The 22,049-nt window shown below is 66.3% G+C and carries 26 protein-coding genes; 10 read left to right on the top strand and 16 right to left on the bottom strand.

The window, feature by feature from the left end:
- Positions 1-49 precede the first annotated feature (49 nt).
- Positions 50-2,158 (top strand): phosphocholine-specific phospholipase C, encoded by a 2,109-nt coding sequence (locus LPN03_RS06315; protein ID WP_262453566.1) that lies wholly within the window; start codon positions 50-52, stop codon positions 2,156-2,158.
- A gap of 189 nt (positions 2,159-2,347) precedes the next feature.
- On the opposite strand, the gene LPN03_RS06310 is transcribed toward LPN03_RS06315, so the two are convergent.
- From LPN03_RS06310 to LPN03_RS06300, 3 genes are all read right to left on the bottom strand, one after another.
- Complete coding sequence (locus tag LPN03_RS06310) at positions 2,348-2,590, bottom strand: DUF2630 family protein (protein ID WP_262453565.1); 243 nt, start codon at positions 2,588-2,590, stop codon at positions 2,348-2,350.
- A 62-nt stretch (positions 2,591-2,652) separates the two neighbouring features.
- A complete protein-coding gene (locus LPN03_RS06305) occupies positions 2,653-3,690 on the bottom strand; it encodes a sugar phosphate isomerase/epimerase family protein (RefSeq protein ID WP_262453564.1) in 1,038 nt (345 codons plus the stop codon).
- On the bottom strand, positions 3,687-4,889 hold the full coding sequence (locus tag LPN03_RS06300; RefSeq protein ID WP_262453563.1) for a Gfo/Idh/MocA family protein: 1,203 nt from the start codon (positions 4,887-4,889) through the stop codon (positions 3,687-3,689). Before LPN03_RS06300 ends, LPN03_RS06305 begins: the two co-directional genes overlap by 4 nt.
- Before the next feature lie 177 nt (positions 4,890-5,066).
- Here LPN03_RS06300 and LPN03_RS06295 point away from each other — a divergent pair, with 177 nt between their 5' ends.
- From LPN03_RS06295 to LPN03_RS06285, 3 genes are all read left to right on the top strand, one after another.
- Positions 5,067-6,080, top strand: a complete 1,014-nt coding sequence (locus LPN03_RS06295; RefSeq protein WP_262453562.1) for a LacI family DNA-binding transcriptional regulator — start codon at positions 5,067-5,069, stop codon at positions 6,078-6,080.
- A 271-nt stretch (positions 6,081-6,351) separates the two neighbouring features.
- A complete protein-coding gene (locus LPN03_RS06290; protein WP_262453561.1) occupies positions 6,352-7,353 on the top strand; it encodes a substrate-binding domain-containing protein in 1,002 nt (333 codons plus the stop codon).
- A gap of 182 nt (positions 7,354-7,535) precedes the next feature.
- Positions 7,536-8,300 carry a C1 family peptidase gene (locus tag LPN03_RS06285; protein ID WP_262453560.1) on the top strand — a complete coding sequence of 255 codons (765 nt, stop codon included), beginning with the start codon at positions 7,536-7,538 and terminating at the stop codon, positions 8,298-8,300.
- Here the strand turns inward: LPN03_RS06285 and LPN03_RS06280 are convergent.
- Positions 8,251-8,610 (bottom strand): hypothetical protein, encoded by a 360-nt coding sequence (locus LPN03_RS06280; protein WP_262453559.1) that lies wholly within the window; start codon positions 8,608-8,610, stop codon positions 8,251-8,253. The two genes, LPN03_RS06285 and LPN03_RS06280, sit on opposite strands and share 50 nt — an antisense overlap.
- Before the next feature lie 213 nt (positions 8,611-8,823).
- Between LPN03_RS06280 and LPN03_RS06275 the strand changes: the two genes are divergently transcribed.
- Positions 8,824-9,264 (top strand): SRPBCC family protein, encoded by a 441-nt coding sequence (locus LPN03_RS06275; RefSeq protein ID WP_262453558.1) that lies wholly within the window; start codon positions 8,824-8,826, stop codon positions 9,262-9,264.
- On the opposite strand, the gene LPN03_RS06270 is transcribed toward LPN03_RS06275, so the two are convergent.
- Positions 9,261-10,469, bottom strand: a complete 1,209-nt coding sequence (locus tag LPN03_RS06270) for an RNA polymerase sigma factor (RefSeq protein WP_262453585.1) — start codon at positions 10,467-10,469, stop codon at positions 9,261-9,263. The two genes, LPN03_RS06275 and LPN03_RS06270, sit on opposite strands and share 4 nt — an antisense overlap.
- Positions 10,470-10,539: 70 nt before the next feature.
- Entirely contained in the window at positions 10,540-10,959 is a 420-nt protein-coding gene (locus LPN03_RS06265; RefSeq protein WP_165182337.1) for a YciI family protein, read from the bottom strand.
- A 233-nt stretch (positions 10,960-11,192) separates the two neighbouring features.
- On the opposite strand from LPN03_RS06265, the gene LPN03_RS06260 reads away from it, so the two are divergent.
- Positions 11,193-11,747, top strand: coding sequence for an isochorismatase family protein (locus LPN03_RS06260; RefSeq protein ID WP_262453557.1), 555 nt, complete (start codon positions 11,193-11,195; stop codon positions 11,745-11,747).
- A 103-nt stretch (positions 11,748-11,850) separates the two neighbouring features.
- The gene (locus LPN03_RS06255; protein ID WP_262453556.1) at positions 11,851-12,441 is read left to right on the top strand and encodes a DinB family protein; all 591 of its coding nucleotides are present in this window, start codon (positions 11,851-11,853) and stop codon (positions 12,439-12,441) included.
- 24 nt (positions 12,442-12,465) lie between these two features.
- On the opposite strand, the gene LPN03_RS06250 is transcribed toward LPN03_RS06255, so the two are convergent.
- On the bottom strand, positions 12,466-13,809 hold the full coding sequence (locus tag LPN03_RS06250; RefSeq protein ID WP_262453555.1) for an APC family permease: 1,344 nt from the start codon (positions 13,807-13,809) through the stop codon (positions 12,466-12,468).
- The gene (locus LPN03_RS06245) at positions 13,806-14,300 is read right to left on the bottom strand and encodes an FBP domain-containing protein (RefSeq protein WP_262453554.1); all 495 of its coding nucleotides are present in this window, start codon (positions 14,298-14,300) and stop codon (positions 13,806-13,808) included. Before LPN03_RS06245 ends, LPN03_RS06250 begins: the two co-directional genes overlap by 4 nt.
- 291 nt (positions 14,301-14,591) lie before the next feature.
- Between LPN03_RS06245 and LPN03_RS06240 the strand changes: the two genes are divergently transcribed.
- Positions 14,592-14,768, top strand: coding sequence for a hypothetical protein (locus tag LPN03_RS06240; protein ID WP_262453553.1), 177 nt, complete (start codon positions 14,592-14,594; stop codon positions 14,766-14,768).
- Positions 14,769-14,795: 27 nt separating this feature from the next.
- Here the strand turns inward: LPN03_RS06240 and LPN03_RS06235 are convergent, their stop codons facing one another.
- From LPN03_RS06235 to LPN03_RS06220, 4 genes are all read right to left on the bottom strand, one after another.
- Positions 14,796-15,923, bottom strand: a complete 1,128-nt coding sequence (locus LPN03_RS06235; protein ID WP_262453552.1) for a hypothetical protein — start codon at positions 15,921-15,923, stop codon at positions 14,796-14,798.
- Between the two features lie 105 nt (positions 15,924-16,028).
- Positions 16,029-17,084, bottom strand: coding sequence for an LLM class flavin-dependent oxidoreductase (locus LPN03_RS06230; RefSeq protein WP_262453551.1), 1,056 nt, complete (start codon positions 17,082-17,084; stop codon positions 16,029-16,031).
- A gap of 108 nt (positions 17,085-17,192) precedes the next feature.
- The gene (locus tag LPN03_RS06225; protein WP_262453550.1) at positions 17,193-17,570 is read right to left on the bottom strand and encodes a VOC family protein; all 378 of its coding nucleotides are present in this window, start codon (positions 17,568-17,570) and stop codon (positions 17,193-17,195) included.
- A 106-nt stretch (positions 17,571-17,676) separates the two neighbouring features.
- Positions 17,677-18,120, bottom strand: a complete 444-nt coding sequence (locus LPN03_RS06220) for a hypothetical protein (protein WP_262453549.1) — start codon at positions 18,118-18,120, stop codon at positions 17,677-17,679.
- A 201-nt stretch (positions 18,121-18,321) separates the two neighbouring features.
- Between LPN03_RS06220 and LPN03_RS06215 the strand changes: the two genes are divergently transcribed.
- On the top strand, positions 18,322-18,672 hold the full coding sequence (locus LPN03_RS06215; RefSeq protein WP_262453548.1) for a hypothetical protein: 351 nt from the start codon (positions 18,322-18,324) through the stop codon (positions 18,670-18,672).
- Between the two features lie 39 nt (positions 18,673-18,711).
- Here the strand turns inward: LPN03_RS06215 and LPN03_RS06210 are convergent, their stop codons facing one another.
- Entirely contained in the window at positions 18,712-19,629 is a 918-nt protein-coding gene (locus tag LPN03_RS06210) for an oxygenase MpaB family protein (protein WP_262453547.1), read from the bottom strand.
- A gap of 14 nt (positions 19,630-19,643) precedes the next feature.
- Positions 19,644-20,522, bottom strand: a complete 879-nt coding sequence (locus LPN03_RS06205) for an SGNH/GDSL hydrolase family protein (RefSeq protein WP_262453584.1) — start codon at positions 20,520-20,522, stop codon at positions 19,644-19,646.
- A gap of 130 nt (positions 20,523-20,652) precedes the next feature.
- On the opposite strand from LPN03_RS06205, the gene LPN03_RS06200 reads away from it, so the two are divergent.
- On the top strand, positions 20,653-21,114 hold the full coding sequence (locus tag LPN03_RS06200; protein ID WP_262453546.1) for an SRPBCC family protein: 462 nt from the start codon (positions 20,653-20,655) through the stop codon (positions 21,112-21,114).
- A 5-nt stretch (positions 21,115-21,119) separates the two neighbouring features.
- Here the strand turns inward: LPN03_RS06200 and LPN03_RS06195 are convergent, their stop codons facing one another.
- Positions 21,120-21,599: an SRPBCC family protein gene (locus LPN03_RS06195; protein ID WP_262453545.1), complete on the bottom strand. Its 480-nt coding sequence runs from the start codon at positions 21,597-21,599 to the stop codon at positions 21,120-21,122.
- Positions 21,592-21,978 carry an ArsR/SmtB family transcription factor gene (locus LPN03_RS06190; RefSeq protein ID WP_262453544.1) on the bottom strand — a complete coding sequence of 129 codons (387 nt, stop codon included), beginning with the start codon at positions 21,976-21,978 and terminating at the stop codon, positions 21,592-21,594. The genes LPN03_RS06195 and LPN03_RS06190 overlap by 8 nt, the downstream gene beginning before the upstream one ends.
- Positions 21,979-22,049 lie beyond the last annotated feature (71 nt).

The following is a 22,049-nucleotide window of genomic DNA, read 5'->3' as shown; positions in this document are numbered from 1 at the left end:
GGGACGATAGCTTTGCCAGACCAGCAATCACGAGAAATGAGACCAACGGATGATTTCCGCAAACCGCCGCCAGTTCCTTGGGGGCGTTGCAGCCGCAGCAGCGTCCATGGCCCTGCCCGCCTCGATCAGCCGGGCCGTTGCCGCCGAGCCGGACGTGCGCACCGGCACCATCAACGACATCGAGCATGTGGTGGTCCTCATGCAGGAGAACCGCTCCTTTGACCACTACTTCGGCACCATGAGCGGTGTGCGCGGCTTCGGCGACCCCCGGCCGTGGATCCTGCCCAATGGCGACACCGTCTGGCACCAGCCGCCTGCCACTGTGCAGACCTCCCGCTACCACGCCCGCGGCTTGCCCTCCGACGCCGCCCATGTGCTGCCGTTCCCGCTGAACTCCGAGCGGACCAGCGAAAACATTGCCGGCACCGACCACGGCTGGAGCAGCGGCCACCTGGCCTGGAACGACGGCCGCTGGGACCAGTGGGTCAACCAAAAGCAGGATGTGATGACCATGGCGTACCTGACGGAAAAGGAAAACAGCTTCCACCGTGCGCTGGCGGACAACTTCACCATTTGCGACGCCTATTTTGCCTCGGTCCACGCGGACACCGCGCCGAACCGGATCGCTCTGTGGACGGGAACCATTGACCCGCAAAACCGGATGGGCGCCAAGCCCAACGGGCCCGGCCTGGGCGAACGGAACGTCACCAACGGCTACACGTGGACCACCTATGCCGAGCGGCTGCAAAACGCGGGCGTCAGCTGGCGCGTGTACCAGGGCGGCACCGGGGTCCCGGGCCAGCCAACAGACAATTACACCGACAACTCCCTGGAATTCTTTGCCAATTTCCAGAAGGCACAGGGCGCCAGCGGACCGTTGGTGGACAACGGCGCCTCCACCCACACGCTCGCCGAACTGAAGCAGAACGTGCTGGACGGGACGCTGCCGGCCGTCAGCTGGGTTGTTTCGCCCTACAAGTACAGCGAGCACCCCTCGGCCTCCCCCACGGACGGCGCCTACTACATTGACACCGTCCTGGACGCGCTCACCGCGGATCCGAAGGTCTGGGCCAAGACGGCGCTGATTCTCAACTATGACGAGAATGACGGCTTCTTCGACCACGTGGTCCCACCCATGCCGCCCGTGCAGAACCGCCCGGGCACCGACGGCCTGGTTTCGGATTCCCTGGCCGCCAGCCTTGCCGATGAAATCCTCGACCTTGACCTGCACCCGGGCGAGGCACACCCGCTGGTTCCCGGAGCCGACCCCCTCGGCAAGCAGCCCATCGGCCTGGGGCCGCGCGTGCCGCTGGTGGTGGTTTCGCCCTGGAGCAAGGGCGGCTGGGTGTGCTCTGAAGTGTTTGACCACACCTCCGTCATCCGCTTCCTAGAACAGCGCTTCCTTGTGGCCGAGCCCAACATCAGCACTTGGCGGCGCTCCGTGGTGGGCGACCTGACCTCCGCTTTCGACTTCTCCCGCACGCAGGCCAACTTCACCGCCATCGCAGCCCCGGCCCCGATCAAGGGCCTGGGCCAGCCGTTCTCCGTCCAGGACCCGCAGTCCATGCCGCTCCAGGATCCGGGCACCCGGCCGGCGCGGCCCCTGCCCTACCGCTTCGGCGCGGACCTGGTGCGCCTCAGTGGCACCGAGCTGCAACTGGAATTCGCCAACCACGGCACCGCCGGGGCGCCGTTCCACGTCCGCAACGGCCTGGCCCCGCAGGATGCGCCGCGCCGCTACCAGGTGGCCGCGGCCGACACCGTCAGGGATTCCTGGGCCGGCGGTCCGGACTACCAGCTGGGCGTGTGGGGTGCCAACGGCTACCTCGCCGAGTTCAAGGGTTCCCTGGCCGGCGAGCCTGAGGTGCAGGCCGGGATGGACGACGGCGGCACCCGGCTGGTGCTGGTGAATGCGGGCAGCCGCCCGCGCAAGCTGCACATCAGCAATTCCTACAGCACCGACAAGGCGCGCAAGGTGGTTGTCCCCCCGCGCAAGACTGTGGTGAAGGACATTGACTTCGGTGCCAGCCACGGCTGGTTCGACGTATCCATCACGGATGAGGACGCGCCCGCGTATTTCCGCCGCTTCGCCGGCCACGTTGAGGACGGCAAGCCCAGTTTCAGCGATCCCGCCATGGCGGGCGGCCAGGCCGGGTAGCACGGCTGGTCGGGTAGCACGCCTGCCAGGTACGTAACCGCCAGTGCCGCAGTGACCCGCACTTGGGCCGCTGCGGCACTGAGGTTTAACTCCCCCGCGGGCCCCGCGGGCTGCGCGGGCTGTACCGGCTTTGCTTCACGGCCGTCCACATCAAAGTGGACGGGCCGCGGGCCTGGAAGTCGAGGGAGGCTATTGCCTGTACCCCTCAACCTCGTCGGCCGAACGCAGCTGGGCGCCGTCGGGGCTCTCACCGGCATGGACCCGGGCCTGCCGCTGGCGGAGCAGGTCCCAGCACTGGTCCAGCTGGACCTCAATGGACTGCAGCTTCGCCGCCCGCCCCGCCAAGTCCGCCTGGTCCGGAGAGGACTCCCTCAGCTCCTGTTCAGCCTTGACCAGTTCCTCGATCTTGTGGTGCACCTGGTAGTCGTCCATGCCGCATCTCCCTGCCGATTTCCGGGACTGTGCCCGGAGCGCTTGTCCTGTCGAGACTTACGTTAGTGCGCTTTCGCACCCGCGGCGAGACCTGGGGCAAACGATTCAGCCAGGGCGGCATCGGCATCCAGCAGGACCTTCGCCGCCACCTGGAGCCCCTCGATGCGGCCCAGCTCAACATCCTCGTGTTCGATGTTGACCAACATGTCCGGGTCCACCTCATGCAGTGCCCGCAGGAACTCCGTCCAGAACGCCGTGTCATGGCCTTTCCCGAGGGCAACAAAGTCCCAGGCAGCATCCTTGGGCCACTCGTTGGCCCATTCGTCCCCGCCCAGGTTCGTCCGGACTTCGTCCGCCCCCAGCCGCCGGAAGCGGTTGTCAAGGACGCCGTAGATGGCGGCGGCGGGGTTGATGCGGACGTCCTTTGCCGCGGCGTGGAACACCAGGGGCCCCAGGGCGCGGACCACGGCAACCGGGTCCATCTGCTGCCAGAACAGGTGCGAGGCATCCAACTCGACGCCCACATGCGTGGCACCGCTCAGTTCCACCAGCTTAAGGATGTCGGCCGGGTTGAAGACCAGGTTTTGCGGGTGCAGTTCAAGGGCCACCTTGACGTCCAGCTCGCGGGCCAGCCGGTCTGTCTCCCGCCAAAAGTCCACCGCAATCCCCCACTGGTAGTCCAGCACATCCAGGGCCGCCGAGTTCCAGGCGTTGACGATCCAGTTGGGACGGGTGGTCCCGGGCTCGCCCCCGGGCAGCCCGGACATGGTCACCACGCGGTGCTGGCCCAGGCGGTTGGCCAGGCGGATGGAGCGGCGGATGTCTTCGGCATGCTTTTCCCCGATGGCGCGGTTGGGGTGCAGCGGGTTGCCGTTGCAGTTCAGCCCGGCAATGGACACGCCCGTCCCCTCAAAGAGGGCCAGGAAGTCGTCGCGCGCGGCGTCGCTTTCCAGGATTGCGTCAAAGCTTGGAATGTGGACGGCGGGCAGGAAGCCGCCGGAGTTGAGCTCAATGCCCGTGAGGCCCAGGTCCCGGACCACCGTGAGGGCCTCGGGGAGGGTGCGGTCATGCAGGACCGCGTTGTAGACGCCCAGTTTCATGCTGCGGCCAGCTTTCCTGCACCGACGACGACGGCGCTGCCGCCGGCCTGGGCGGACCGGGCCACGGCGTCGAGGAGTTCCATGTTGTGGACGCCGTCGTCGAAGGTGGCATTGCGCGGCAGGGCATCCGGACCGTCAAAGCCGGCCACTTCTTCCAGGAAGGCCCTGGCCTGGTAGCCGAAGGCGTCATTCTGGCCGAACCCGACGCTGGGGGCGTCCATGGCGAGGCCGCCGCCGATGTACGGGTGTTCGGGGCCCAGGATCACCTGGCGGTAGCCGCGCTGCGATGAGGCGCCCTCGTTGAGGAACAAGCTGATTTCGGAAGGGCGGCGCTGGTCAAAGGTGGCGGCCCCGTTCTCACAGAAAACCTCGAAGATCAGGCTGTTGGCATGGCCGGCGGCAACGCGGGACACCTCAAAGCTGCCCACGCCCTGGTCAAACGTGGCGGAAAAGGCGGCGTAGTCGTCATTCTCGACCGCTTCGAAGATGTCGCTGACGGCCGCATGGTCGTGACCCATGATGGCGCCCAGCGGCAGGGGGCGTTCGTCGATGACCGTGCTGAGCTGGCCGCCGTTGACGGAGCGGACGTCGCCGCACAGGAATTCGGCAACGTAGGCCAGGTGGCTGCCGACATCGGCCAGGGCGCCCGAGCCGGCCGTTCCCTTGTAGCGCCAGCTCATCGGCGCCTGCGGGCTGGAGCCGTAGTCCGTCCAGTAGCGGCCGCTGAAATGCAGCACCTTGCCAAGGACCCCGGACTGGATGAGGTCGCGGATGTAGGCAATGCCGGGGGTGCGGCGAAAGGTGTAGCCGATCCGGGCAACCGAACTGGCGTTGCGGGCGGCGTCCGCCATGGCCCGGGCATCGGCCAGCGTGTCGCTGAGCGGCTTCTCGCAGAGCACGTGCTTGCCCGCGGCGAGGAGCCCCTCGACCACTTCCCGGTGGAGGGAGTTGGCGATGACCACGCTGACCACATCGATGTCGTCCGCCGCGGCGATGGCCTGCCAGGAGGTGTCGGACCGTTCATAGCCGAAGCGCCGGGCGGCGAGGCTGCCAAATTCAGCATTGACATCGCCAATGGACACCAGCCGCACGGGCGGGAGTACCGGGCTGTACAGGGTGGAGGCGGCGCGGTACGCCGCAGCGTGCGCCTTTCCGGCCATGCCGGCACCGATGACGGCCACGCCTAAAGTTTGGGGCATTGGGATTCTCCTTGTGGATTCCAGCCGTTGCTCGGCTGTGTTGACTATTGTTTGGTTGACTAGTGTTTGGAGCGCTACAAATCGTGTTGGTTCAGCCAGATTAGTTTCATCCATATGTCCTGTCAATAGGCCGCGGTGGCGGTAGTCTCAGATGTCAGTGACGAAAGGATTTCCGCAATGGCCCCCAAAGCTTCCAAGGCGCGGCGCCCCACCATCTCCGACGTTGCCCGGCACGCGGGCGTGTCCACGTCCCTGGTGTCCCTGGTGCTGCAGGGCTCCCCGCTGGTCCGGGAGCCCAAGCGCGCTGCGGTGGATGCTGCCATCAAGGAGCTGGGCTACCGACCCAGCCGGGCGGCTGCCACCCTGGCAGGGGGCGCCAGCAAGACAATCGGCCTGATCATCGACGACTACCGCAACCTGTGGTTTGTCGAGCTGCTCCACGGCCTGCAGGCCGAGCTGGAGCAGCACGGCTACCACGTCACGGTGGTGGATTCGCCGGGCGACGAAACGCCCGGAAACGGGCCCATCGACCAGCTGCTCTCCCTGCGGGTTGACGGAATCGTGGTGGCCATGGACCCCCGCGATTCCATGCTGCCGGCCACGTGGGCGCCCACGGTTGTTGCCGGGTGGCGGGACCGCATCCCCGACGGGGCCGACCTTGTTGCCAACGACGACACCGCCGGCGGGCGGCTGGCAGCAGGACACCTGCTGGACCTGGGCCACACCCGCATCGCCCACCTGACCGGATCGGGCGGCGCTGCGGCGCACCGCCGGGCCGGCTTCCTCCTGCGGTGCGCCGAGGCCGGCCTGCCGGTGCGCCTGTGGGGCGAGGGGCACGGCACCAGCGAGGAGGACGGCTACCAGGCCGCCCGCGCACTCATGGAGCACTTCCCGGACACCACGGCAATCTTCGCCGCCAACGACATCATGGCGGTGGGGGCGCTGGCCGCACTGCGGGAGCGGGGGCTGCAGGCGCCCCGGGACGTTTCCGTCCTCGGCTACGACAACTCACCGCTGGCCATGTCCCGCTACCTTGACCTGAGTTCCATTGACGCCAAGAGCGGTGACGTGGGCATCGGCGCGGCACGGGCACTTTTGGCCCGCATGGAGGAATCCTCGCGCCCGCTGCTGCGCACGCTGATCCAGCCCGAGCTGGCCCCCCGGGGCACCACGGCGGCCGTGAGCCCCTGAGCCGGGCGCCGCCGTCGTTCTTGGCATGTGCTGAGCCCCGGGCCACGGGTCGAATTTGGAGCGTTGCAAATAATTTCCCAAAAAGCCTTGTGGATGCCCGTGGGGGCACGTACAGTTTTTCTCACGCCAGCACTTTGTCTTGACAACTTGTCTTGAATAACTGATGTGCGGCGCCGGCCCACCCCACGGCCTCAACAGTCCCTGCCTGGACGCTGCGAGTTCCCAGCGAAAACAGCGTCCCAGGGCAGTCACACATCAAAGGAGATCAATTGTGAGGAAGTTTTCATGGCGCATGGCGGCAATGGCGGCCGCGGTGGTGCCAATGCTGGCGCTGAGCGCCTGTTCCAGCACGGGCGGCCGCCCAGCCACCTCGTCCGCGGCCGGGGGCGGCGGACAGGTGGCCACCACGCCGCGGCTGAAGATTGCCCTGATCACCCACGCCCCGGCCGGTGACACGTTTTGGGACATTGTCCGCAAGGGGGCCCAGGAGGCCGCCGACAAGGACAACGTCACCCTGCTTTACACCTCGGACACCGACGCCGGAAAACAGTCTCAGCTGGTGCAGCAGGCCATCGACCAGAAAGTGGACGGCATTGCCGTCACCCTTGCCACGCCGGATGCATTGAAGGGCGTGTTGAAGAAGGCCGAGGACGCGGGCATTCCCGTGGTCAGCCTGAACTCCGGCGAAGACGTTTTCAAGAGCCTGGGGGCCTTCACCCACTTTGGCTCGGATGAGAACGTTGCCGGCGCCGCAGTGGGTGCCCGGCTGGCGGCGGAGGGTGTCAAGCGCCCCATCTGCGTGATCCAGGCGCAGGGCAATGTCGGGCTGGAGGCCCGGTGTGCCGGTGTCAAGACCAAGGTTCCCGGCACCGAAATCCTCTACGTGCAGGGCACGGACATGAGCCAGGTCGACTCCACCGTGACGGCGAAGCTGCAGGCCGATTCCAGCGCGGATGCCATTATCGGCCTGGGGGCGCCCATCACGCTCACCATTGTCAAGGACGTCACCAGCCTGAACCTGCAGGACAAGGTCAAGGTGGCCTCCTTCGACCTGAACGCAACCCTCGCGCAGTCAATCATTGACGGCAAAGTGCAGTTCACGGTGGACCAGCAGCCGTGGCTGCAGGGCTATGACTCCATCGACGCGCTCTGGCAGTACAAGCGTGGCGGATTCAAGGTGGGCGGCGGGCTTCCCGTGCTGACCGGGCCGTCCATCATTGACAAGAACAACGCGCCCGCCGTGCTTGCCTTTGCCAAGGAAGGCATCCGCTAGCCCGGTCCCGCCCGGGGCCGCGCGCCATGCCCGGCCCCGGGCCCGGCTGCCGCCGCCAAGTCCGCGCCGGCCCCCTTGACAATGTCCCCTTGACAAGGCCCTTGCCCGGGAGGAATCTCGTGACTAACCATGCCGCTGCAAGGCCCGCCCGGACCACGGCATGGGCAAGGAGGCACGGCATCATGGCCAGAACCAACTCCCGGTACGGATGGGTCCCCGACCTTCCCGACCAGCGCGACTACCACTTTGCGGCACCGGCGGCCGTGCAGGCCAGCCTGCCGCCCGCCGTCGACCTGACAGCGAACTGCCCGCCTGTCTACGACCAGGGGCAGCTGGGCTCCTGCACCGGCAACGGCGTGGCCGGGGTGCTCCAGTTTGACGCCCTGAAGGAGGGCCTGGCGGACTCGTCCACGCCGTCGCGCCTGTTCATCTACTACAACGAGCGCGTCATTGAAGGCACCGTCAAGTCCGATTCCGGCGCCCAGATCCGCGACGGCATCAAGACGGTGGCCGCCGCAGGCGCCTGCGATGAAACGCTCTGGCCGTACGACATTGCCAAGTTTGCCACCAAGCCCAAGGCGGCCTGCTACACGGCTGCCAAGAAGCACAGGGCCATTGTGTATTCACGGGTCGGCCAAACGCTCAGCCAAATGAAGGGCTGCCTGGCCGCGGGGTACCCCATCGTATTTGGCTTCACCGTTTACGAAAGCTTTGAAAGCCCCGACGTTGCCAAGACCGGCGTGGTCCCCATGCCGGCCGCCGGCGAAGCGGTTCTGGGCGGGCACTGCGTGGTGGCCGTGGGATACGACGATTCCAGCCAGCGCTTTACCATCCGCAACTCGTGGGGCACCGGCTGGGGCAAGGCCGGCTACGCCACCATGCCTTACGCCTACCTGCTCAGCACGTCACTGGCCAGCGACTTCTGGACTGTCCGCTCCACGTCGTGACCTGGCCGGGCCGTTCCGCCCGCAAGGACTGGCGATGGCGGCACCCCCCGGGTGCCGCCCCTTCCAGGATGCCGCAGCCGGCCGCGGCCACCACAACTAGGTCGGTGGCCTGCTGGTCGACCAGCTTAAGGGTTCCCGTCCTGGCGCACACGATCCACGCCATCGCCACGGACGGCAGGGTTCGGCTCACAATTCCAGCCGCCTCAAGCCGGCCCCCGCGCCAGGACTCGATGGTGTCCCCGACGCGCAGCCCCCAGAGCAGGTGGATGGTCGGTCCTGCCTCGAGTGGCGTTGCCTGAAATTCGGTCACGGTGCGGTCCCTTCCTGTGCTGCCCATCGCTTTAATCCTGCCGGAAGGCACACTGCACGGTAAGGGGAAAGGTGGGCCTATCCATCCTAGGATCCCCAGGTCCGGACCCAGGACGACAGCATGGCGGAAGTGTCACTCAAGTAATTCTCATCGTCTTAAACAGCGGCTTGCTTCGCAACCGCGAGCGGCCCAGGAAAGATCGGAAGCACCACCATGGACAAGTCCATGCGCATCAGCTTTGTGGTTGACCAGACCCCGCAACAGGCCTTCTCGGCCATCAACAACGTCCGTGGCTGGTGGACGGGGGACATCGAGGGAGGCACCGACAAGCTTGGCGACGAATTCACCTACCGGGTCCCGGATATCCACTACTCCAAGTTCCGCATCACCGAGTTCAGCCCTTCAAGCCGCGTGGCCTGGCTGGTTCTCGACAGCCAGCTGACCTTCGCCGAAAATAAGGAGGAATGGACCGGGACCACCGTGACGTTCGACGTTGCCGAGCAGGACGGCCGCACGCTGGTGACATTCACGCACGAGGGCCTGGTCCCGGACTTCGAGTGCTACGACAGGTGCGAATCCGCCTGGGGCGGGTACATCAACGGCAATCTCAAGACGCTGATCGGCCAGCAAGCCCATGCGTGGCCTGCCCGCTAAACTCGGCCCACGCCGTCGAGCTTGTCCTGGAGCACGGCACGTTCGGCATCATTGCCGCACAGGCCGATGGCCCTCGAAAGCTCGGCCCGGGCTTCCCCAATGCGCCCAAGGCGCAGGAGCAGTTCACCGCGGATGGACGGCAACAGGTGCGTTTCCGCCAGCCAGCCGCGGGCGTCGATCGCGTCAAGCACGCCAAGCCCGGCTTCCGCGCCGGAAGCCATCGCCACCGCCACGGCACGGTTGAGTTCAATGACGGGTGACGGGGCCAGCTTCCCCAAGGCCCCGTACAGTGCAACAATCCGCGGCCAGTCAGTCTTTTTCACCGACCGGGCCACGGCATGGCATTCGGCAATGGAGGCCTGCAGCCCGTAAACGCCCAGGCCTCGGCCGGCGGCCACGTCCTGGGCAAGCGCGGCCCGGCCGCGGCGGATGGCCGACTGGTCCCACAGCCGCCGGTCCTGGTCCTCCAGCAGCACCGGCCGGCCTGCGGCATCCAGCCGGGCCGGAAACCTGGCCGCGGTCAGTTCCATCAGCGCCAGCAGCCCGAACACTTCAGGTTGCGGGACCAGCCGGACCAGCACGCGGGCCAGCCGGCGGGCCTCCGAGGCCAGGCTGGTGCGGATCCACTCCGGGCCGCCGGACGCGTAGGACCCTTCAGTAAAAATCAGGTAGACCACTTGGAGCACGGAGCCCAGCCGCGCGGCACGTTCCTCCGGCGGGGGCACGGCGAAAGGGACGTTTGCCGCGGCCAGCGCCTTCTTCGCCCTCGTGATGCGGGCCTGGATGGTGGGTTGCGGGACCAGGAACGCCTTGGCGATCTCGGCTGTGCTGAGGCCGCCCACCACGCGAAGCGTCAGGGCAATCCCCGCCTCCCTGGCCAGGACGGGGTGGCAGGAGACAAACATCAGCGCGAGGATGTCGTCGTCGACCGCTTCAGGGTCAAACAAGGCGTCCGGTCCCGGCGTTTCGCCGTCGAGCCCGCGGGCCAGCAGCGCGTAGCGTTCGTCCCGCGCGGCCCGGCGCCGGAAGGTGTCTATCGCCCGACGGCGGCCCACCGTCAGCAGCCACCCCGCGGGCTGGGCGGGCACCCCGTCCACTGACCAGGAAACCAGGGCCTCGGCCAGCGCCTCCTGGGCCAGGTCCTCCGCCAGCGGGAAATCACCCGTGTAGCGGGCCAGGGCGCCGACGATGCGGGCAGACTCCATACGCCACACCGCCTCGACGGCGCCCCGGGCCTCATTCACAGCCGTTCCCGCCCTGCATTTCCATGGCGGATCAGAGCTGCCCTGTCTGTTCGCGCCAGGCGCGTTCCTTCTGGATCCACTCGTTGTCCTGCGGGAACTCGTCGATGGTGGGCACCCGGCGGATTTCGGCCTTGCTCCCCTGCATGTAGGGTGCCCGCTTGGCCCATTCCACGGCTTCCTGGATTGAGGCAACGTCAATGATGTAGTAGCCGTTGAACAGTTCCTTCGTTTCCCCGTAGGGCCCGTCGGTGACGACGGGAACCTCCCCCGTGAAGTCGACCACCACTCCCTCTGCCGGATCGGCAAGGCCCTCGGCGGCAAGCAGGACCCCGGCCCTGATCATTTCGTCCGTGAACTTGCCCATCGCGTTCATGATGTCGGTGAAGTCGATGTCCTGGAACTTTGCCATTGACGCATCGCTCGGGCGCCAGATCAGCATGTACTTTGCCATGATGCACTCCTTGGTTGTGGAAGGCCGCCTCTCGACCTTCTCACCCATTGGTCGAATGGCGCGAGGGGAAATCGACAACGGCCCAAAAAATTTTCGGCTGCCCGGTCCCGCCCGACGCCGGCAGCTGGAGGCTGCGAAGTCACTGCAAGCTTGCGGCCATGGTGCCTGTCAGTGGTCCCGGTTAGTCTGGAAATCTGAAAGCAATCCAGCTCCACCGACCAGGGAGAAGCACCATGACCACACTTGCGGACCGGCCCAACACGGCATTGATTGTCATCGACGTCCAAAACGGCGTGGTGGACGGGGCCCTTGGGCGAGACGCCGTCGTCGCCAACATCCATGCGCTGGTTGAGAAGGCCCGTGGCGAGGGCGTTCCAGTGGTCTGGGTCCAGCACTCGGATGAGGAACTGCAAGAGGGCAGCGAAGCTTGGAAGTACGTGCCGGAGCTGGTCCGCCGGGAATCGGAGGCGCTGGTCCACAAGTCCTATGGGGACTCGTTCGAAGGGACGAACCTGGAGGACGTGCTGGCCCGCGCCGGCGTGGGCCGGCTGGTGGTGGCCGGCGCCGAAACGGACGCTTGTATCCGTTCCACCATCCACGGCGCGTTCACGCGCGGCTATGACGTGACGCTCGTGGGTGATGCCCACACGGCCGGGGACAAGACCGCCTGGGGAGCCCCGCCGGTGGAGTCAGTCATTGCGCACACAAACCTGTATTGGCAGTACCAGGACGCGCCCGGCCGCACGGCAGCCGTCACGCCGGCCATGGACGTCGATTTCAAGGGTTGATTCGCACCGCGTGGTACGGCGGCCCGATGACCGGTGCTGCCGCCGGCATGGCGGGACACATTGCCTGTGGGAATGTGCCGTCGCGGGCGGTAGTCTTCCCCACATGGTTGAAACTGATCCGAAAGATGTGCTCCAGCGCTACCTCGACGCCGCCCGGGAAGCCGTGCTGTGGAAGCTTGAGGGGCTGTCAAACTTTGACATCCGGCGCCCAAGGACGCCCACCGGCACCAACCTGCTAGGTCTCGTCAAGCATCTTGCAGGCTGCGAGCTGGATTATTTTGGGACGGTGTTTGGCAGGGCCGCCGACATCGTGCTTCCCTGGTCGGACGACGACGGCCCCAACGTGGACATGTGGGCGACGGCCGGCGAATCACGTGACTACATCACCGGACTCTACCGCGCGGCCTGCGCGCATGCCGACGGCACCATCGCCGCCCTGCCCCTCGACGCACCCGGGCGGGTGCCCTGGTGGGCGGAGGGCCGGCAGGAGGTGACGCTGCAGCAAATCCTGGTCCACATGATCGCCGAGACACACCGCCATGCCGGGCACGCCGACATAGTGCGCGAACTCATTGACGGAATGGCGGGGTTGCGCCGCGGCAACGAAAACCTGCCCCACCAGGACGAAAGGTGGTGGAAGCAGTACCGCCAACAGCTTGAGCAGGCCGCGAAGGAAGCACCGGAAGGCCCCTGAGGCCGGCCGCCTGAGCAGCGGAGCTTAGCTCCGCGGCATCGCAGCACCACGCCTCCGCTGCACGGCGACCGTCACCAGGCCGGCAGCCAGCCAGACGGCGCCCACCAGCTGGGCCCGGTGGTTGACCAGCACCAGGACGGGGACCAACGTGGCCACGCCCAGCGCCGGGAACACCACATGGCTCACCCAGCGCCGGCTGCCGCCGCGCACCACGAAGTACCCCACCACGGAGGCATGCAGGAGCACAAACGCGCACAGGGCGCCGACATTGACCACGGACACCAGCAGGTCAAGGCCGTCCGGAGCGGAGGCGGCCCACACTGCCACCACCAGGGTGACGGCAGTGACTGTCACCGTGGAGACGGTGGGAATGCCTGTGCGCGCAGACACGCCGGACAAGGCCCGGGGCAGCTTCCCTTCCCGAGCCATGGTCAGCGCAACGCGGCCGCCCGCTGCCAGCGCAACCATTCCGGAGAAGGCGGCGCCCAGGGCCTTGGCCACCCCCAGGGCGGTGGCGAGCCAGGGGGCAACGGCTTCCCGCACGATGTCGTAATAAATGGTGCCCTGCAGCTCCGGGTGGGCTGCGAGTTCGGCCGGGGACGTGGGTGAAATCAACGCCACCAGATAGCTTTGGGCCACAAACAGCAGGCCGGCAATTACCAGGCACACCAGGGTGGCCCGGCCTATCAGCCTGGCGTCACCGGCGTTTTCTTCCGCAAACGTGGCAATCGCGTCAAAGCCCAGGTACGACAGCACGGCGATGGAGACGGCAGCAAGGACCGCCGCCAGCGAAAAGCCGCCCACCCCCAGCAGGGGTGAAAGCAGGGGCCGGGTGGCGCCGGCGGTGGCCAGCACCGCCACCCCGCCCACCAGCACGGCAGCAAGCACCAGGACCTCCGCCAGGGCCACCACCAGGGCCGCGCGGGCTATGTTTTTCACGCCCGTCAGGTTCAGGATGGTCGTGACCACCACGGCCGCGCCCGTCCAGGCCCAGGTGGGGACGGCCGGCACAAACGAATGCATGGCCAGCCCCGTGAACAAGTACGCCACGCTGGGGATCAGCATGTAGTCCAGCAACACCATCCAGCCGGCCATGAAACCGGTGCCCGGCCCAATGCCGGCCGTGGCGTATGAAAACACTGATCCTGCCTTGGGCACGGCCACGGACATCTTGGCATAGGACAAGGCCGTGAAGCCCATGACGACGGTTGCCGCGATGTACACCATGGCAGTGGCCCCGTGGCTCTTGGCATCGAGCGGACCAAAAACGGCCACGGCGGCGGCCGGGCCGATGAACACCAGCCCGTTCATGACAAGGTCCCGGAAGGACATGGTCCGCTTGAGGGATGGTGTGGCAAAGGCACTCATGGGGTGTCCCCGCCCACCTTGCGCAGGAAGGATTCAACGTTTCCCTGCAAGGCGGCAATCCTTTCCACACGTGCGGCCTCCACGTCAAAGCCGAGATACGCCACGGGCGGCAGCCTGCGGACATTGGCGGAACATTCAAAGTTGGCACACACCAGGGTGGCCACAGTGTTCCCCTGTCTCCCCGGAGCCCCGGCCCGCTTGGTATTGAAAAAGACCACGTCGTTGGGCAGGTACACGTCCTCGCACCAGGCGCATTGGGGACGGCTGCGTGTTTTGCCCTCCACCTGGCGCAGGAGGACCCCCACGGGGCGCCCTCCCGTCCAGGCCACGGCGTAGCCAAGCTCGGGGTACTTTTTGTCGCGCCAGCCCAGGAAGTCCAGGCCGTCCCAGTCGAGGGTGTCAAAATTCTCGGGCAAGTTCATGTTGCTGCGCTCCCGTTGGGAGGCGTTGATGAAGGAGGAGCGGATGGTTTTTTCGTCAAGTGAAAGCATGGTGTGGTTGCCGTTTCTCGTGGTCCCTGCCGTGCGGCTGTGCCGCTTTGAACCGTTCAGGGACAGACTTGGGTGGAAAGGGGCGCCAAACGGCGCCGGGGTAATTCACCGGGGAAAACGGCGCTATCTGGCGTCGGCGAGTGATTCGCCGACAACCTCCAAACGCCCCAAGGGCACAGTCACTGTGATAGCCACGAAGTTGAGTATACGCCCAGACAAAACGTGGCGGCCCGCCGCCCGGTGTGGGCGTGTCCCATCCCCGGCAGCGCCAGGCAACCGTACGATTTAGCCATGGACTTTGAGATTCCCGGGGAGATCGAGGGGCAGACCTCCATCGACGAGCTGCTCATCGAGATGGGCGAGCCGCCCGTGGAGAATTTTGTCCTGCCTGCCGTCCCGGATGACGCCTCCGAACTGTTTGGCGACACGCCCATGCTGCCCGGGCTGTGGCCCGAACGCGCCGGCTGACACCGCCTGGAACTTCAAGGACCGGAGTTAGCGCGCCATCCGCGCCGCCGCCGAGAGAACACCTGGATGGCTCGCGGCGCCGAAGGAAATGATGTTGTCGCGCCCGGTAATGCGGCGCACCACGCTGTCCATTGTCGGGGCGTCGTGTTGGAATGCCGCATGGCTGGTGGCGCTGCTGCGTGAGCGGAGGGGGCCGGTGTCAGCAATCGACCAGACCGCCGCGGCCCGGTGCGAGCCCGAAAACAGCAAACGCAATTCCGTGTCTGCCAGCAACGACTGCTGCAGGCCCAGGATGGGAGTGCCCGGATGGGGTTCCAGGGCTCCGCCGACCAGGTACAGCAGTGATTTTCGGTACAGTCCAAAGCAATTGTCGGCGCGAGCCACAGCTTCCTTCATGCCAAACACCGCGGTGGAGGCGATGCCTGCCCCCACCAGCGGCCGCAGCGTTGCCTTGTATTCCCCGGTGGTGAGGGCGGGGGCCAGCAGGGAGCAGCTGTCAAAGCCCGGTCCCGGACGCACCACCGCGGGGATGAAGCGTGAATGGAACTGGGCCCCCGCGCTGTGGCCGGCAGCGTGCAGCGTCAGGGCGCCCGGCTTGGCGGCAAGAAACGCCTGCAGGCGCTGCGCCACCAGGGCCGCTCCCCCGCCCGCGATCGACGCCAGCCGCGCATTTTCCTTCATGGCTTCCCACACGGCGGGCCCGCCGAGGGCCCTCACGGCGTCCTCGATTACCGTGTCCGTTGAATCCGTCCAGGCCCCGGCCGGGCGCGCTTGCGCCGCGGATGTACCAGTGACGTGGCTGGCCACCAGGTCTCCGAGGGTGGCCCACAAGCCCGTGTGCCAGATAAAGTACACAGGATAAATGCCGTTGGCCAGCCACCAGGGAAGCAGCTGGCGGGCAGTCTCCAGCGCATGGCCCTCACCCACCAGACCGCCGTGCGCCCAAAACATGACAGGCACGGGCCCGCCGCCCCGTGCCTGGATAAAGGCCGGGAGGTGCGTGGTGAAAATCGCGTCAACATCCGCCGCCGTCGTATTCAGCAGGGCCGTGGTTGCCAGGGCGCCATCCTGAAGCTCCACCACATGGGGCCGCAAGGCGTCCAGCTGGGCGTGTGTCAGCGCTGGGGCAAGTTTGTTGCCACCGTCAGGGTCCATGGCCATCTCCCGCTGCGTGGAATTGCTGTTGAGGCAATGCTGTCCACCGCCGCGGGCAGTGTCAAGGGCAGTGTCCGGGGCAGCCTGAAACGTCCGGGCGCCACCCTACTTTTTCGAGAGCAGGCGCTCCACGCGCGGCTTGACCTCGGTGGCCAGCAGCGTGATTGATTCCAGGAGGTGCTGGTGCGGCAACCCACCGATGTCCCCTTGCAGGAAGTGCCGCATGTGCCCCATGTACCCGTGCAGGTGGACTATCCGCTCTGCCACCTCATCAGGGTCGCCCACATAGTAGGCGCCGGGGGCCTCGGCCTGGGCCAGGTAGGCGTTCCTGTCCGGGGCGGGCCATCCTCGCAGGCGCCCCATCTCCACGTTGAGGTTGTGCCAACCCGGGTAGAAGCGCTCCAAGGCCTCCTTCTTGGTGGGGGCAACCAGTCCCAGCGCCGCCACCGAAACCTTGATGCCGTCCCCCGCATGCCCTGCCTGGGCGGCCGACTCCCGGTAAAGCCGGGCCAGCGGGGCAAAGCGGTGCGGTGCCCCGCCGATGATGCCGTAGGAAACCGGCAGTCCCAGGCTCCCTGCCCTTGCGGACGACGCCGGACTGCCTCCCGTGGCAATCCACAGCGGCAGCTTTCCCAGTAGGGGGCGGGGGACTACGGCCAGGTTGTCAATGGCGGGGCGCACGCTGCCGCTCCACGAAATGTTTTCCGTTTCAGCACTGTTGATGGCCATCAGCAGTGCCAGCTTTTCGGAGTACAGCTGGTCATAATCTGCCAGGTCGTATCCGAAAAGGGGGAAGGTTTCCACCGAGGAACCGCGACCTGCAGTGATTTCGATGCGCCCTCCGCCTGATACGGCGTCAGCCGTGGAAAATTGCTGAAAGACCCGCACAGGGTCATCAGTGCTGATAATGCTTGCGGCGCTGCCCAGCGTGATGTTTTTGGTGGCCGCGGCGGCCGCCGCCACCAGGGCGCCCGGGGAGGATGCGGGCATGGACACCGTGTGGTGCTCCCCCACGCCAAAATAGTCCAGCCCCACCCGGTCGGCATGGACGATGGCGTCAAACAAGTTGCGGATGCCCTCCGCAGTGGGGCGCGGCGAACCGTCCGCCTCCAGCGGGGTGTCGCCAAAACTGTAGGCGCCGATTTCCATGATTGCCTCCATGCCCAGAAACTATGCTGTCACGCAGATAGTATTCCACACAGATCATCTTGGCAAACACGAAAGTTGTGGCGACCCAGGCTCGCCGCAGGCCTGCCCGGCCTGCGGCCCCTATTCCTGGACCACGCTGAGGACATTCCCCGCGGGGTCCTTGAACCAGGCGATCAGCGGCCCGCCGCCACGGAAGATGCCCTTGTCGTCGGTTTCAGCAGGCGTGCCCTCATAGTGTTCAAAGGCCACCCCGGCCTGGGCAAGTGCCTCTACGGCGGAATCAACGTCCGGCACGGGAAAGTTCAACACCGTGAATGTCGCCGGCACGTGGGCCGGCCCCTTGGGGTAGAGAAGCACCTGGCCTCCGCCGGCCAGGTTCAGCTTGAGCATCCCGTGGTCCTCGCCCACGTCCAGGCCCAGGGTGCGGGAATAGAAGTCCCGGACCGTTCCGACGTCGTCCACCGAATATCCGCTAAATGCACGGCTGCCTGCCAACATGGTTTCCTCCCAGGGCCGGGGGCGGTTTGCCCCTACTTTTCATTCTCCAAGGCTAGCCGGGTGGCATCCTGCGGAACAGTGCCAGTGCACTGCCCCGCAGGAAGTTTCAGGGGTTGCTGCTGCCGGACCCGGAATTGCTGCCGGACCCGTTTCCGCCCGTGGCGCCCTGCCCGGGAATGGTGCCGTTGCCCAATCCGCCGTGGCCGTAGCGGAGCCGGCCGGATTGGCCAAAGCCGTGGTGCGGGACGCTTGCCTGGCCGATGCCGTAGCCGACGGCGCCGCCCACTCCGCCTGACAGCAGCACGGCGATGGCCCCGGCAATGATCACCTTGGGGATGGTCCACCACCTCTTCTTCAGCGGCGCAGCCATGGTGGAGTTGGTGCCCCGCCAGACAGGGGGCGTTCCGGGGCCGGCCGCGCTGAACTGGGCGCCCGGGGGCTGGCCGGTGCTGGGCAGCGCCTGGGTGGGCGGGTTGTATAGTCGGGCGCCGCCGTCGTGCGCGTCAGGCACCCGGCCCGCAGCGTCATTCTCTGGTGCTTCTTGGCTCACCGGTACTCCTTAATTCCGTCAGGCCCTTGCCTGGCTTCTCCAGTAAATTGCCCCTTGCTGGGCGCGGACAGCACGGAAATTGCGTGTCTCCTGTGAGAAATGTCCACCGCTTTCCGCCGTTGCAAAATTGGCATGAACATTCAGGGGACTTTTACCCTCGTGGAGCTATAGTTCAACTAAGAGTTCAAGGAGGGTGTCGAAATGATCACTTACGACCACGTCATCAAGGGCATGCTGGTTATTGACTCGGAGGGACGCCAGATTGGCAAGGTAAGCCATGTGGAACCGGCCAACGCGAAAATCGCTGATTTTGAGGAAGCCGCCAGCGTCTCCACCCAGGACCCGATCAACCTGATTCTGACCGCCATTTTCGGCGCCACACCGCGCGTGCCCAAGGAAATGTCCTCGCGCCTGTTCCGCGCCGGCTTCGTCAAAATTGCCGGCCACGGCGTGTGGTCCGGCAGCCGCTTCGCCCCGCTCAGTGCCATTGACAGGGTGGACGACAACCACATCTACCTCTCCCGCAACGTTCACCAGCTCGACGCCGTATAGGCCCGCCGCAGCCGGCCGGCGCGTGGGCCGCGCTGTGGCCTAGTTGGCTTCAGTCCCGTCCAGGCCCAGGCGTCGCCTGCGGGCCCGGGCTGACCGTTCGCTGGGCCCGGGCGTTCCCAACCCCCACCGCACGACCCCGAGCACCACCTTCGCAGCCGACCTCACCGGGAGCCGGACCCTTCCCACCCTGGGCGTGTCCAGGCGGAGCAGGGCACGGTATTCAGGAGCCATGGCCGCCACCGCAGAGGCAAAGAGAATCCTGTAGCCCATCTGCTGCGAGCGCGGCAGCGGCGGGTTCCTCAGGAAGGCCACGGTGTCCGCAACGCGGTGGTCGTAACGCAGTTCCGGGGTGAAGGCCGCCAGCTGCCGGTGAAGTTCGCGTTCCGTGAGCGGCGGATTGTTTACTGTCATGAGATGGCCTGCAACTGCCCAGTCGGCCACATAGGAATCCGGCCCTCCCGGCATGGGGCCACCCACGTACCGGCTGGATGCAAGGAACGCCTCGATGAATGCCAGGTGCACCCATCGCAGCAAGTCAGGGTCATTGGCACTGTACTGCACCTCCTCCGCCGCGGCCGTGGTGTAGCTGCCGGTGATGTGGCGGTGGATTTTGAGCACCCGGGAGCAGGCAGCCTGCGCGGCGGCCGTGTCGCCGTAGGTCAGCGTGAAAATCCAGCGGATGGTCCCGGCCAGCCGGGAGAGGGGTTCCCTGGCATAGTCGGAGTGGTCGTGGACGCCGGCCATGGCTCCGGGGTGGAGGGATTGGATGAGCAGGGACTGGATGCCGGCCACCAGGGTTGCCGTTGATCCGTGGACGGCCCAGGCGGCGGAGTCGGGGCCGAAGTAGCCGCCGTCGTTCCCGTGCTCGAGGTCCAGCTCCCATTGGGGAATGGCGGGCGAGTTGGCGCTGAAGGTGCCCCGCAATTCACGCCGCCAGCGGGCCAGGAATCTTTTCACGGCGCCACCATGCCTTAACTTTCGGCCTCCGGGCCGGGCGGGACGGGGTTGCCGAAGAGCGGTCCGCCTGCCGGCCCCGTTATTGGTCCGGGCATGGGCCTCTTCGCCTGGAAGCCGTCGCTGTGGGAGCGGTTCTTCAGGCCCTGCAGCACCCACGGCACAAAGTACTCCCGTGCCCAGACCAGGTCCCCGGCCCGCGCCTCCCGCCAACTCCGCGCAGGCAGCGGCTTGGGTTGCTGGGGCACCATGGAATGGGGAACATTAAGCGTGTCCAGGACCATGGCCGCCACGGCATGGTGGCCCATGGCTGAGGGGTGAAGCCGGTCCGGACTCCACATGCGCGGATCGTGGAGCTCGGTCATGGCCCAGAGGTCTGCGACCACGGCGTCGTGGCGTTCGGCAATGCTGCGCACATTTTCATTGAAGATGGCAATCTTGGTCCGGAACTGGCCCATGACAGTGGACCTGCCCGAATCCGGCCCCACGAAAACCAGCACGGTGGCCCCGAGCGCACGCAGCTCCACCACGGCACCCTCGACGACGTCAGCCAGCTTGTCCGGGTCGGCACGGGGATGCAGGAGGTCGTTCCCGCCGGCCTGGATGGAAACCAGGTCGGGATGCAAGGCGATGGCGGGGGCCAGCTGGCGGTCAAACACCTGCCGGAGCAGCAGCCCGCGAACGGCCAGGTTGGCATAGGCAAAGTCTTCCCGGCTGGCACTAAGTTCCTCCGCGACCCTGTCCGCCCAGCCGCGAAAGCCGCCCGGGCTGCCTGGTTCCGGATCGCCCAGGCCTTCGGTGAACGAATCCCCCAGGGCCACAAAGCGGTGCCACGGGTGCGGCCGCAGCCCGTTCGGGTGCGCTGTGGCGCCAAGGTGATCCCGATCCCCGCCCATAACACCGCCGTCGTCGTAGCCCATGGTCCCATCCTGCACCTTCCGGCGTCGAAGCAACACCGCAGGCCGGCTTTCAGGCACGCGGGGCGGCCGTCTGTTGCACAGCGCGCACGGCGCATAGTATGGGCGCATGTCATCATTCAACGTCACCCGCAGCGCACTCATCCAGGCGCCCGCCGAGGCCATCTACCCGTTTGTCGAAAGCTTCCGCGAATGGGTCAAGTGGTCGCCCTGGGAGACCATCGACCCCTCGATGACGCGCACTTATGACGGGCCCGTCAAGGGCGTGGGCGCCAAGTACGCCTGGAAGGGCAACGGCAAGGCCGGTGCCGGCACCATGGAAATCACCGACGCGTCGGAGCCCGCCAGCATTGCCATCCGGCTTGAGTTCACGAAGCCCATGAAGGCCCTGAACCCCATCACTTTCACCTTCGCCCCGGAAGGTTCCGGCACCCGGGTCACCTGGGCCATGGACGGGGAAAGCAAGGGGCTGAACAAGGTCTTCATGCTGTTCATGAACATGGACAAGCTGGTGGGTGGCGACTTTGAAAAGGGCCTGGCGAAACTGGCCACGGTGGTTGCCCAGGGGTAGCCCCCCTACTTGCCGGTGAGAAGCTCCTCCAGGCGTTCGTAGCCTTCGGACATGCCCCGCTCCATTCCGGAGGCCACCATGCCGTCGCGGTCCTCCTGCGTCTGGAACGTGGTGTGGTTGACAATTCGGGTGCGCCCGCCCAGGTCCTCGAAGACCACTCGGTCCAGGCTGACGTGGCCGGGGAATCCGTCGTATTCAAACGTCTGCACAATGCCTGCATTGGGGGTGACGTCATGGAAGACGCCGCGGAACCCGTACGCGTTGCCGCTTGGATCCGTGTGGGTGTACGCCCAGGTTCCGCCAATGCGCGCATCCCAGGAAATGATCTCGATGGTCAGTTCCCGCGGCCCCATCCACTGGGCCACCAGGGCCGGGTCGGTGTAGGCGCGGAACACGTCCGCCACCGGGGCATCCACCTCACGGAAGCTGTCCACGAAGGGCACGCCCGGCTCGGCGGTGACAACGAGGGTGTTTTGGCTAGTCATCTTTCCCAACTTCTTTCCGTGTTTCCTTGTTTGGCGGCGGGGCAGTTCTCATGGCGGCCAGGACCCCATCCAGCGCCCTGAAGCGCGCCTCCGCAGCCAGGCGATAACCGTCGATCCAGGAGGTGAGCTCCTCCAGGGCGGCCGGTGCCAGGTGGCACGGGCGGCGCTGGCCGTCCCGGGTCCTGGTGATCAGGCCTGCCTTCTCCAGCACCTGGATGTGCTTGGAAATGGCCTGTTTGCTCAGCTGGAACGGTTCGGCGAGCTCGTTCACCGTGGCCGAACTGCGTGAAAGCCGGGCCACCAGGCTGCGGCGGACGGGGTCGGCCAGGGCCAGGAAGGCCCTGTCCAGGCGGTCGTCGTAAGGTCCGGTGTCCTGCATGTGTCCACTGCCTATAATCAACTAATTCGTTTATCAACCAGTTGGTTGATTATTTAAAGCTAAACCCGCCG

The sequence above is a fragment of the Arthrobacter sp. A2-55 genome (assembly GCF_025548615.1).
GTDB lineage: Bacteria > Actinomycetota > Actinomycetes > Actinomycetales > Micrococcaceae > Specibacter > Specibacter silviterrae.
The sequence above is the reverse complement of the archived record's forward strand: the minus strand, read 5'-3'. Positions and strand labels throughout refer to the sequence as shown.

What these genes read in the sequence shown, in the direction of transcription:
- LPN03_RS06245 (WP_262453554.1), bottom strand. Translation starts at nt 14,300, where the DNA reads ATGCTTTCACTTGACGAAAAAACCATCCGCTCCTCCTTCATCAACGCC.
- LPN03_RS06250 (WP_262453555.1), bottom strand. Translation starts at nt 13,809, where the DNA reads ATGAGTGCCTTTGCCACACCATCCCTCAAGCGGACCATGTCCTTCCGG.
- LPN03_RS06215 (WP_262453548.1), top strand. Translation starts at nt 18,322, where the DNA reads ATGATCACTTACGACCACGTCATCAAGGGCATGCTGGTTATTGACTCG.
- LPN03_RS06270 (WP_262453585.1), bottom strand. Translation starts at nt 10,469, where the DNA reads ATGGAGTCTGCCCGCATCGTCGGCGCCCTGGCCCGCTACACGGGTGAT.
- LPN03_RS06205 (WP_262453584.1), bottom strand. Translation starts at nt 20,522, where the DNA reads ATGGGCGGGGATCGGGATCACCTTGGCGCCACAGCGCACCCGAACGGG.
- LPN03_RS06190 (WP_262453544.1), bottom strand. Translation starts at nt 21,978, where the DNA reads ATGCAGGACACCGGACCTTACGACGACCGCCTGGACAGGGCCTTCCTG.
- LPN03_RS06240 (WP_262453553.1), top strand. Translation starts at nt 14,592, where the DNA reads ATGGACTTTGAGATTCCCGGGGAGATCGAGGGGCAGACCTCCATCGAC.
- LPN03_RS06225 (WP_262453550.1), bottom strand. Translation starts at nt 17,570, where the DNA reads ATGTTGGCAGGCAGCCGTGCATTTAGCGGATATTCGGTGGACGACGTC.
- LPN03_RS06195 (WP_262453545.1), bottom strand. Translation starts at nt 21,599, where the DNA reads ATGACTAGCCAAAACACCCTCGTTGTCACCGCCGAGCCGGGCGTGCCC.
- LPN03_RS06315 (WP_262453566.1), top strand. Translation starts at nt 50, where the DNA reads ATGATTTCCGCAAACCGCCGCCAGTTCCTTGGGGGCGTTGCAGCCGCA.
- LPN03_RS06260 (WP_262453557.1), top strand. Translation starts at nt 11,193, where the DNA reads ATGACCACACTTGCGGACCGGCCCAACACGGCATTGATTGTCATCGAC.
- LPN03_RS06235 (WP_262453552.1), bottom strand. Translation starts at nt 15,923, where the DNA reads ATGGACCCTGACGGTGGCAACAAACTTGCCCCAGCGCTGACACACGCC.
- LPN03_RS06310 (WP_262453565.1), bottom strand. Translation starts at nt 2,590, where the DNA reads ATGGACGACTACCAGGTGCACCACAAGATCGAGGAACTGGTCAAGGCT.
- LPN03_RS06295 (WP_262453562.1), top strand. Translation starts at nt 5,067, where the DNA reads ATGGCCCCCAAAGCTTCCAAGGCGCGGCGCCCCACCATCTCCGACGTT.
- LPN03_RS06230 (WP_262453551.1), bottom strand. Translation starts at nt 17,084, where the DNA reads ATGGAGGCAATCATGGAAATCGGCGCCTACAGTTTTGGCGACACCCCG.
- LPN03_RS06300 (WP_262453563.1), bottom strand. Translation starts at nt 4,889, where the DNA reads ATGCCCCAAACTTTAGGCGTGGCCGTCATCGGTGCCGGCATGGCCGGA.
- LPN03_RS06265 (WP_165182337.1), bottom strand. Translation starts at nt 10,959, where the DNA reads ATGGCAAAGTACATGCTGATCTGGCGCCCGAGCGATGCGTCAATGGCA.
- LPN03_RS06305 (WP_262453564.1), bottom strand. Translation starts at nt 3,690, where the DNA reads ATGAAACTGGGCGTCTACAACGCGGTCCTGCATGACCGCACCCTCCCC.
- LPN03_RS06200 (WP_262453546.1), top strand. Translation starts at nt 20,653, where the DNA reads ATGTCATCATTCAACGTCACCCGCAGCGCACTCATCCAGGCGCCCGCC.
- LPN03_RS06255 (WP_262453556.1), top strand. Translation starts at nt 11,851, where the DNA reads ATGGTTGAAACTGATCCGAAAGATGTGCTCCAGCGCTACCTCGACGCC.
- LPN03_RS06285 (WP_262453560.1), top strand. Translation starts at nt 7,536, where the DNA reads ATGGCCAGAACCAACTCCCGGTACGGATGGGTCCCCGACCTTCCCGAC.
- LPN03_RS06275 (WP_262453558.1), top strand. Translation starts at nt 8,824, where the DNA reads ATGGACAAGTCCATGCGCATCAGCTTTGTGGTTGACCAGACCCCGCAA.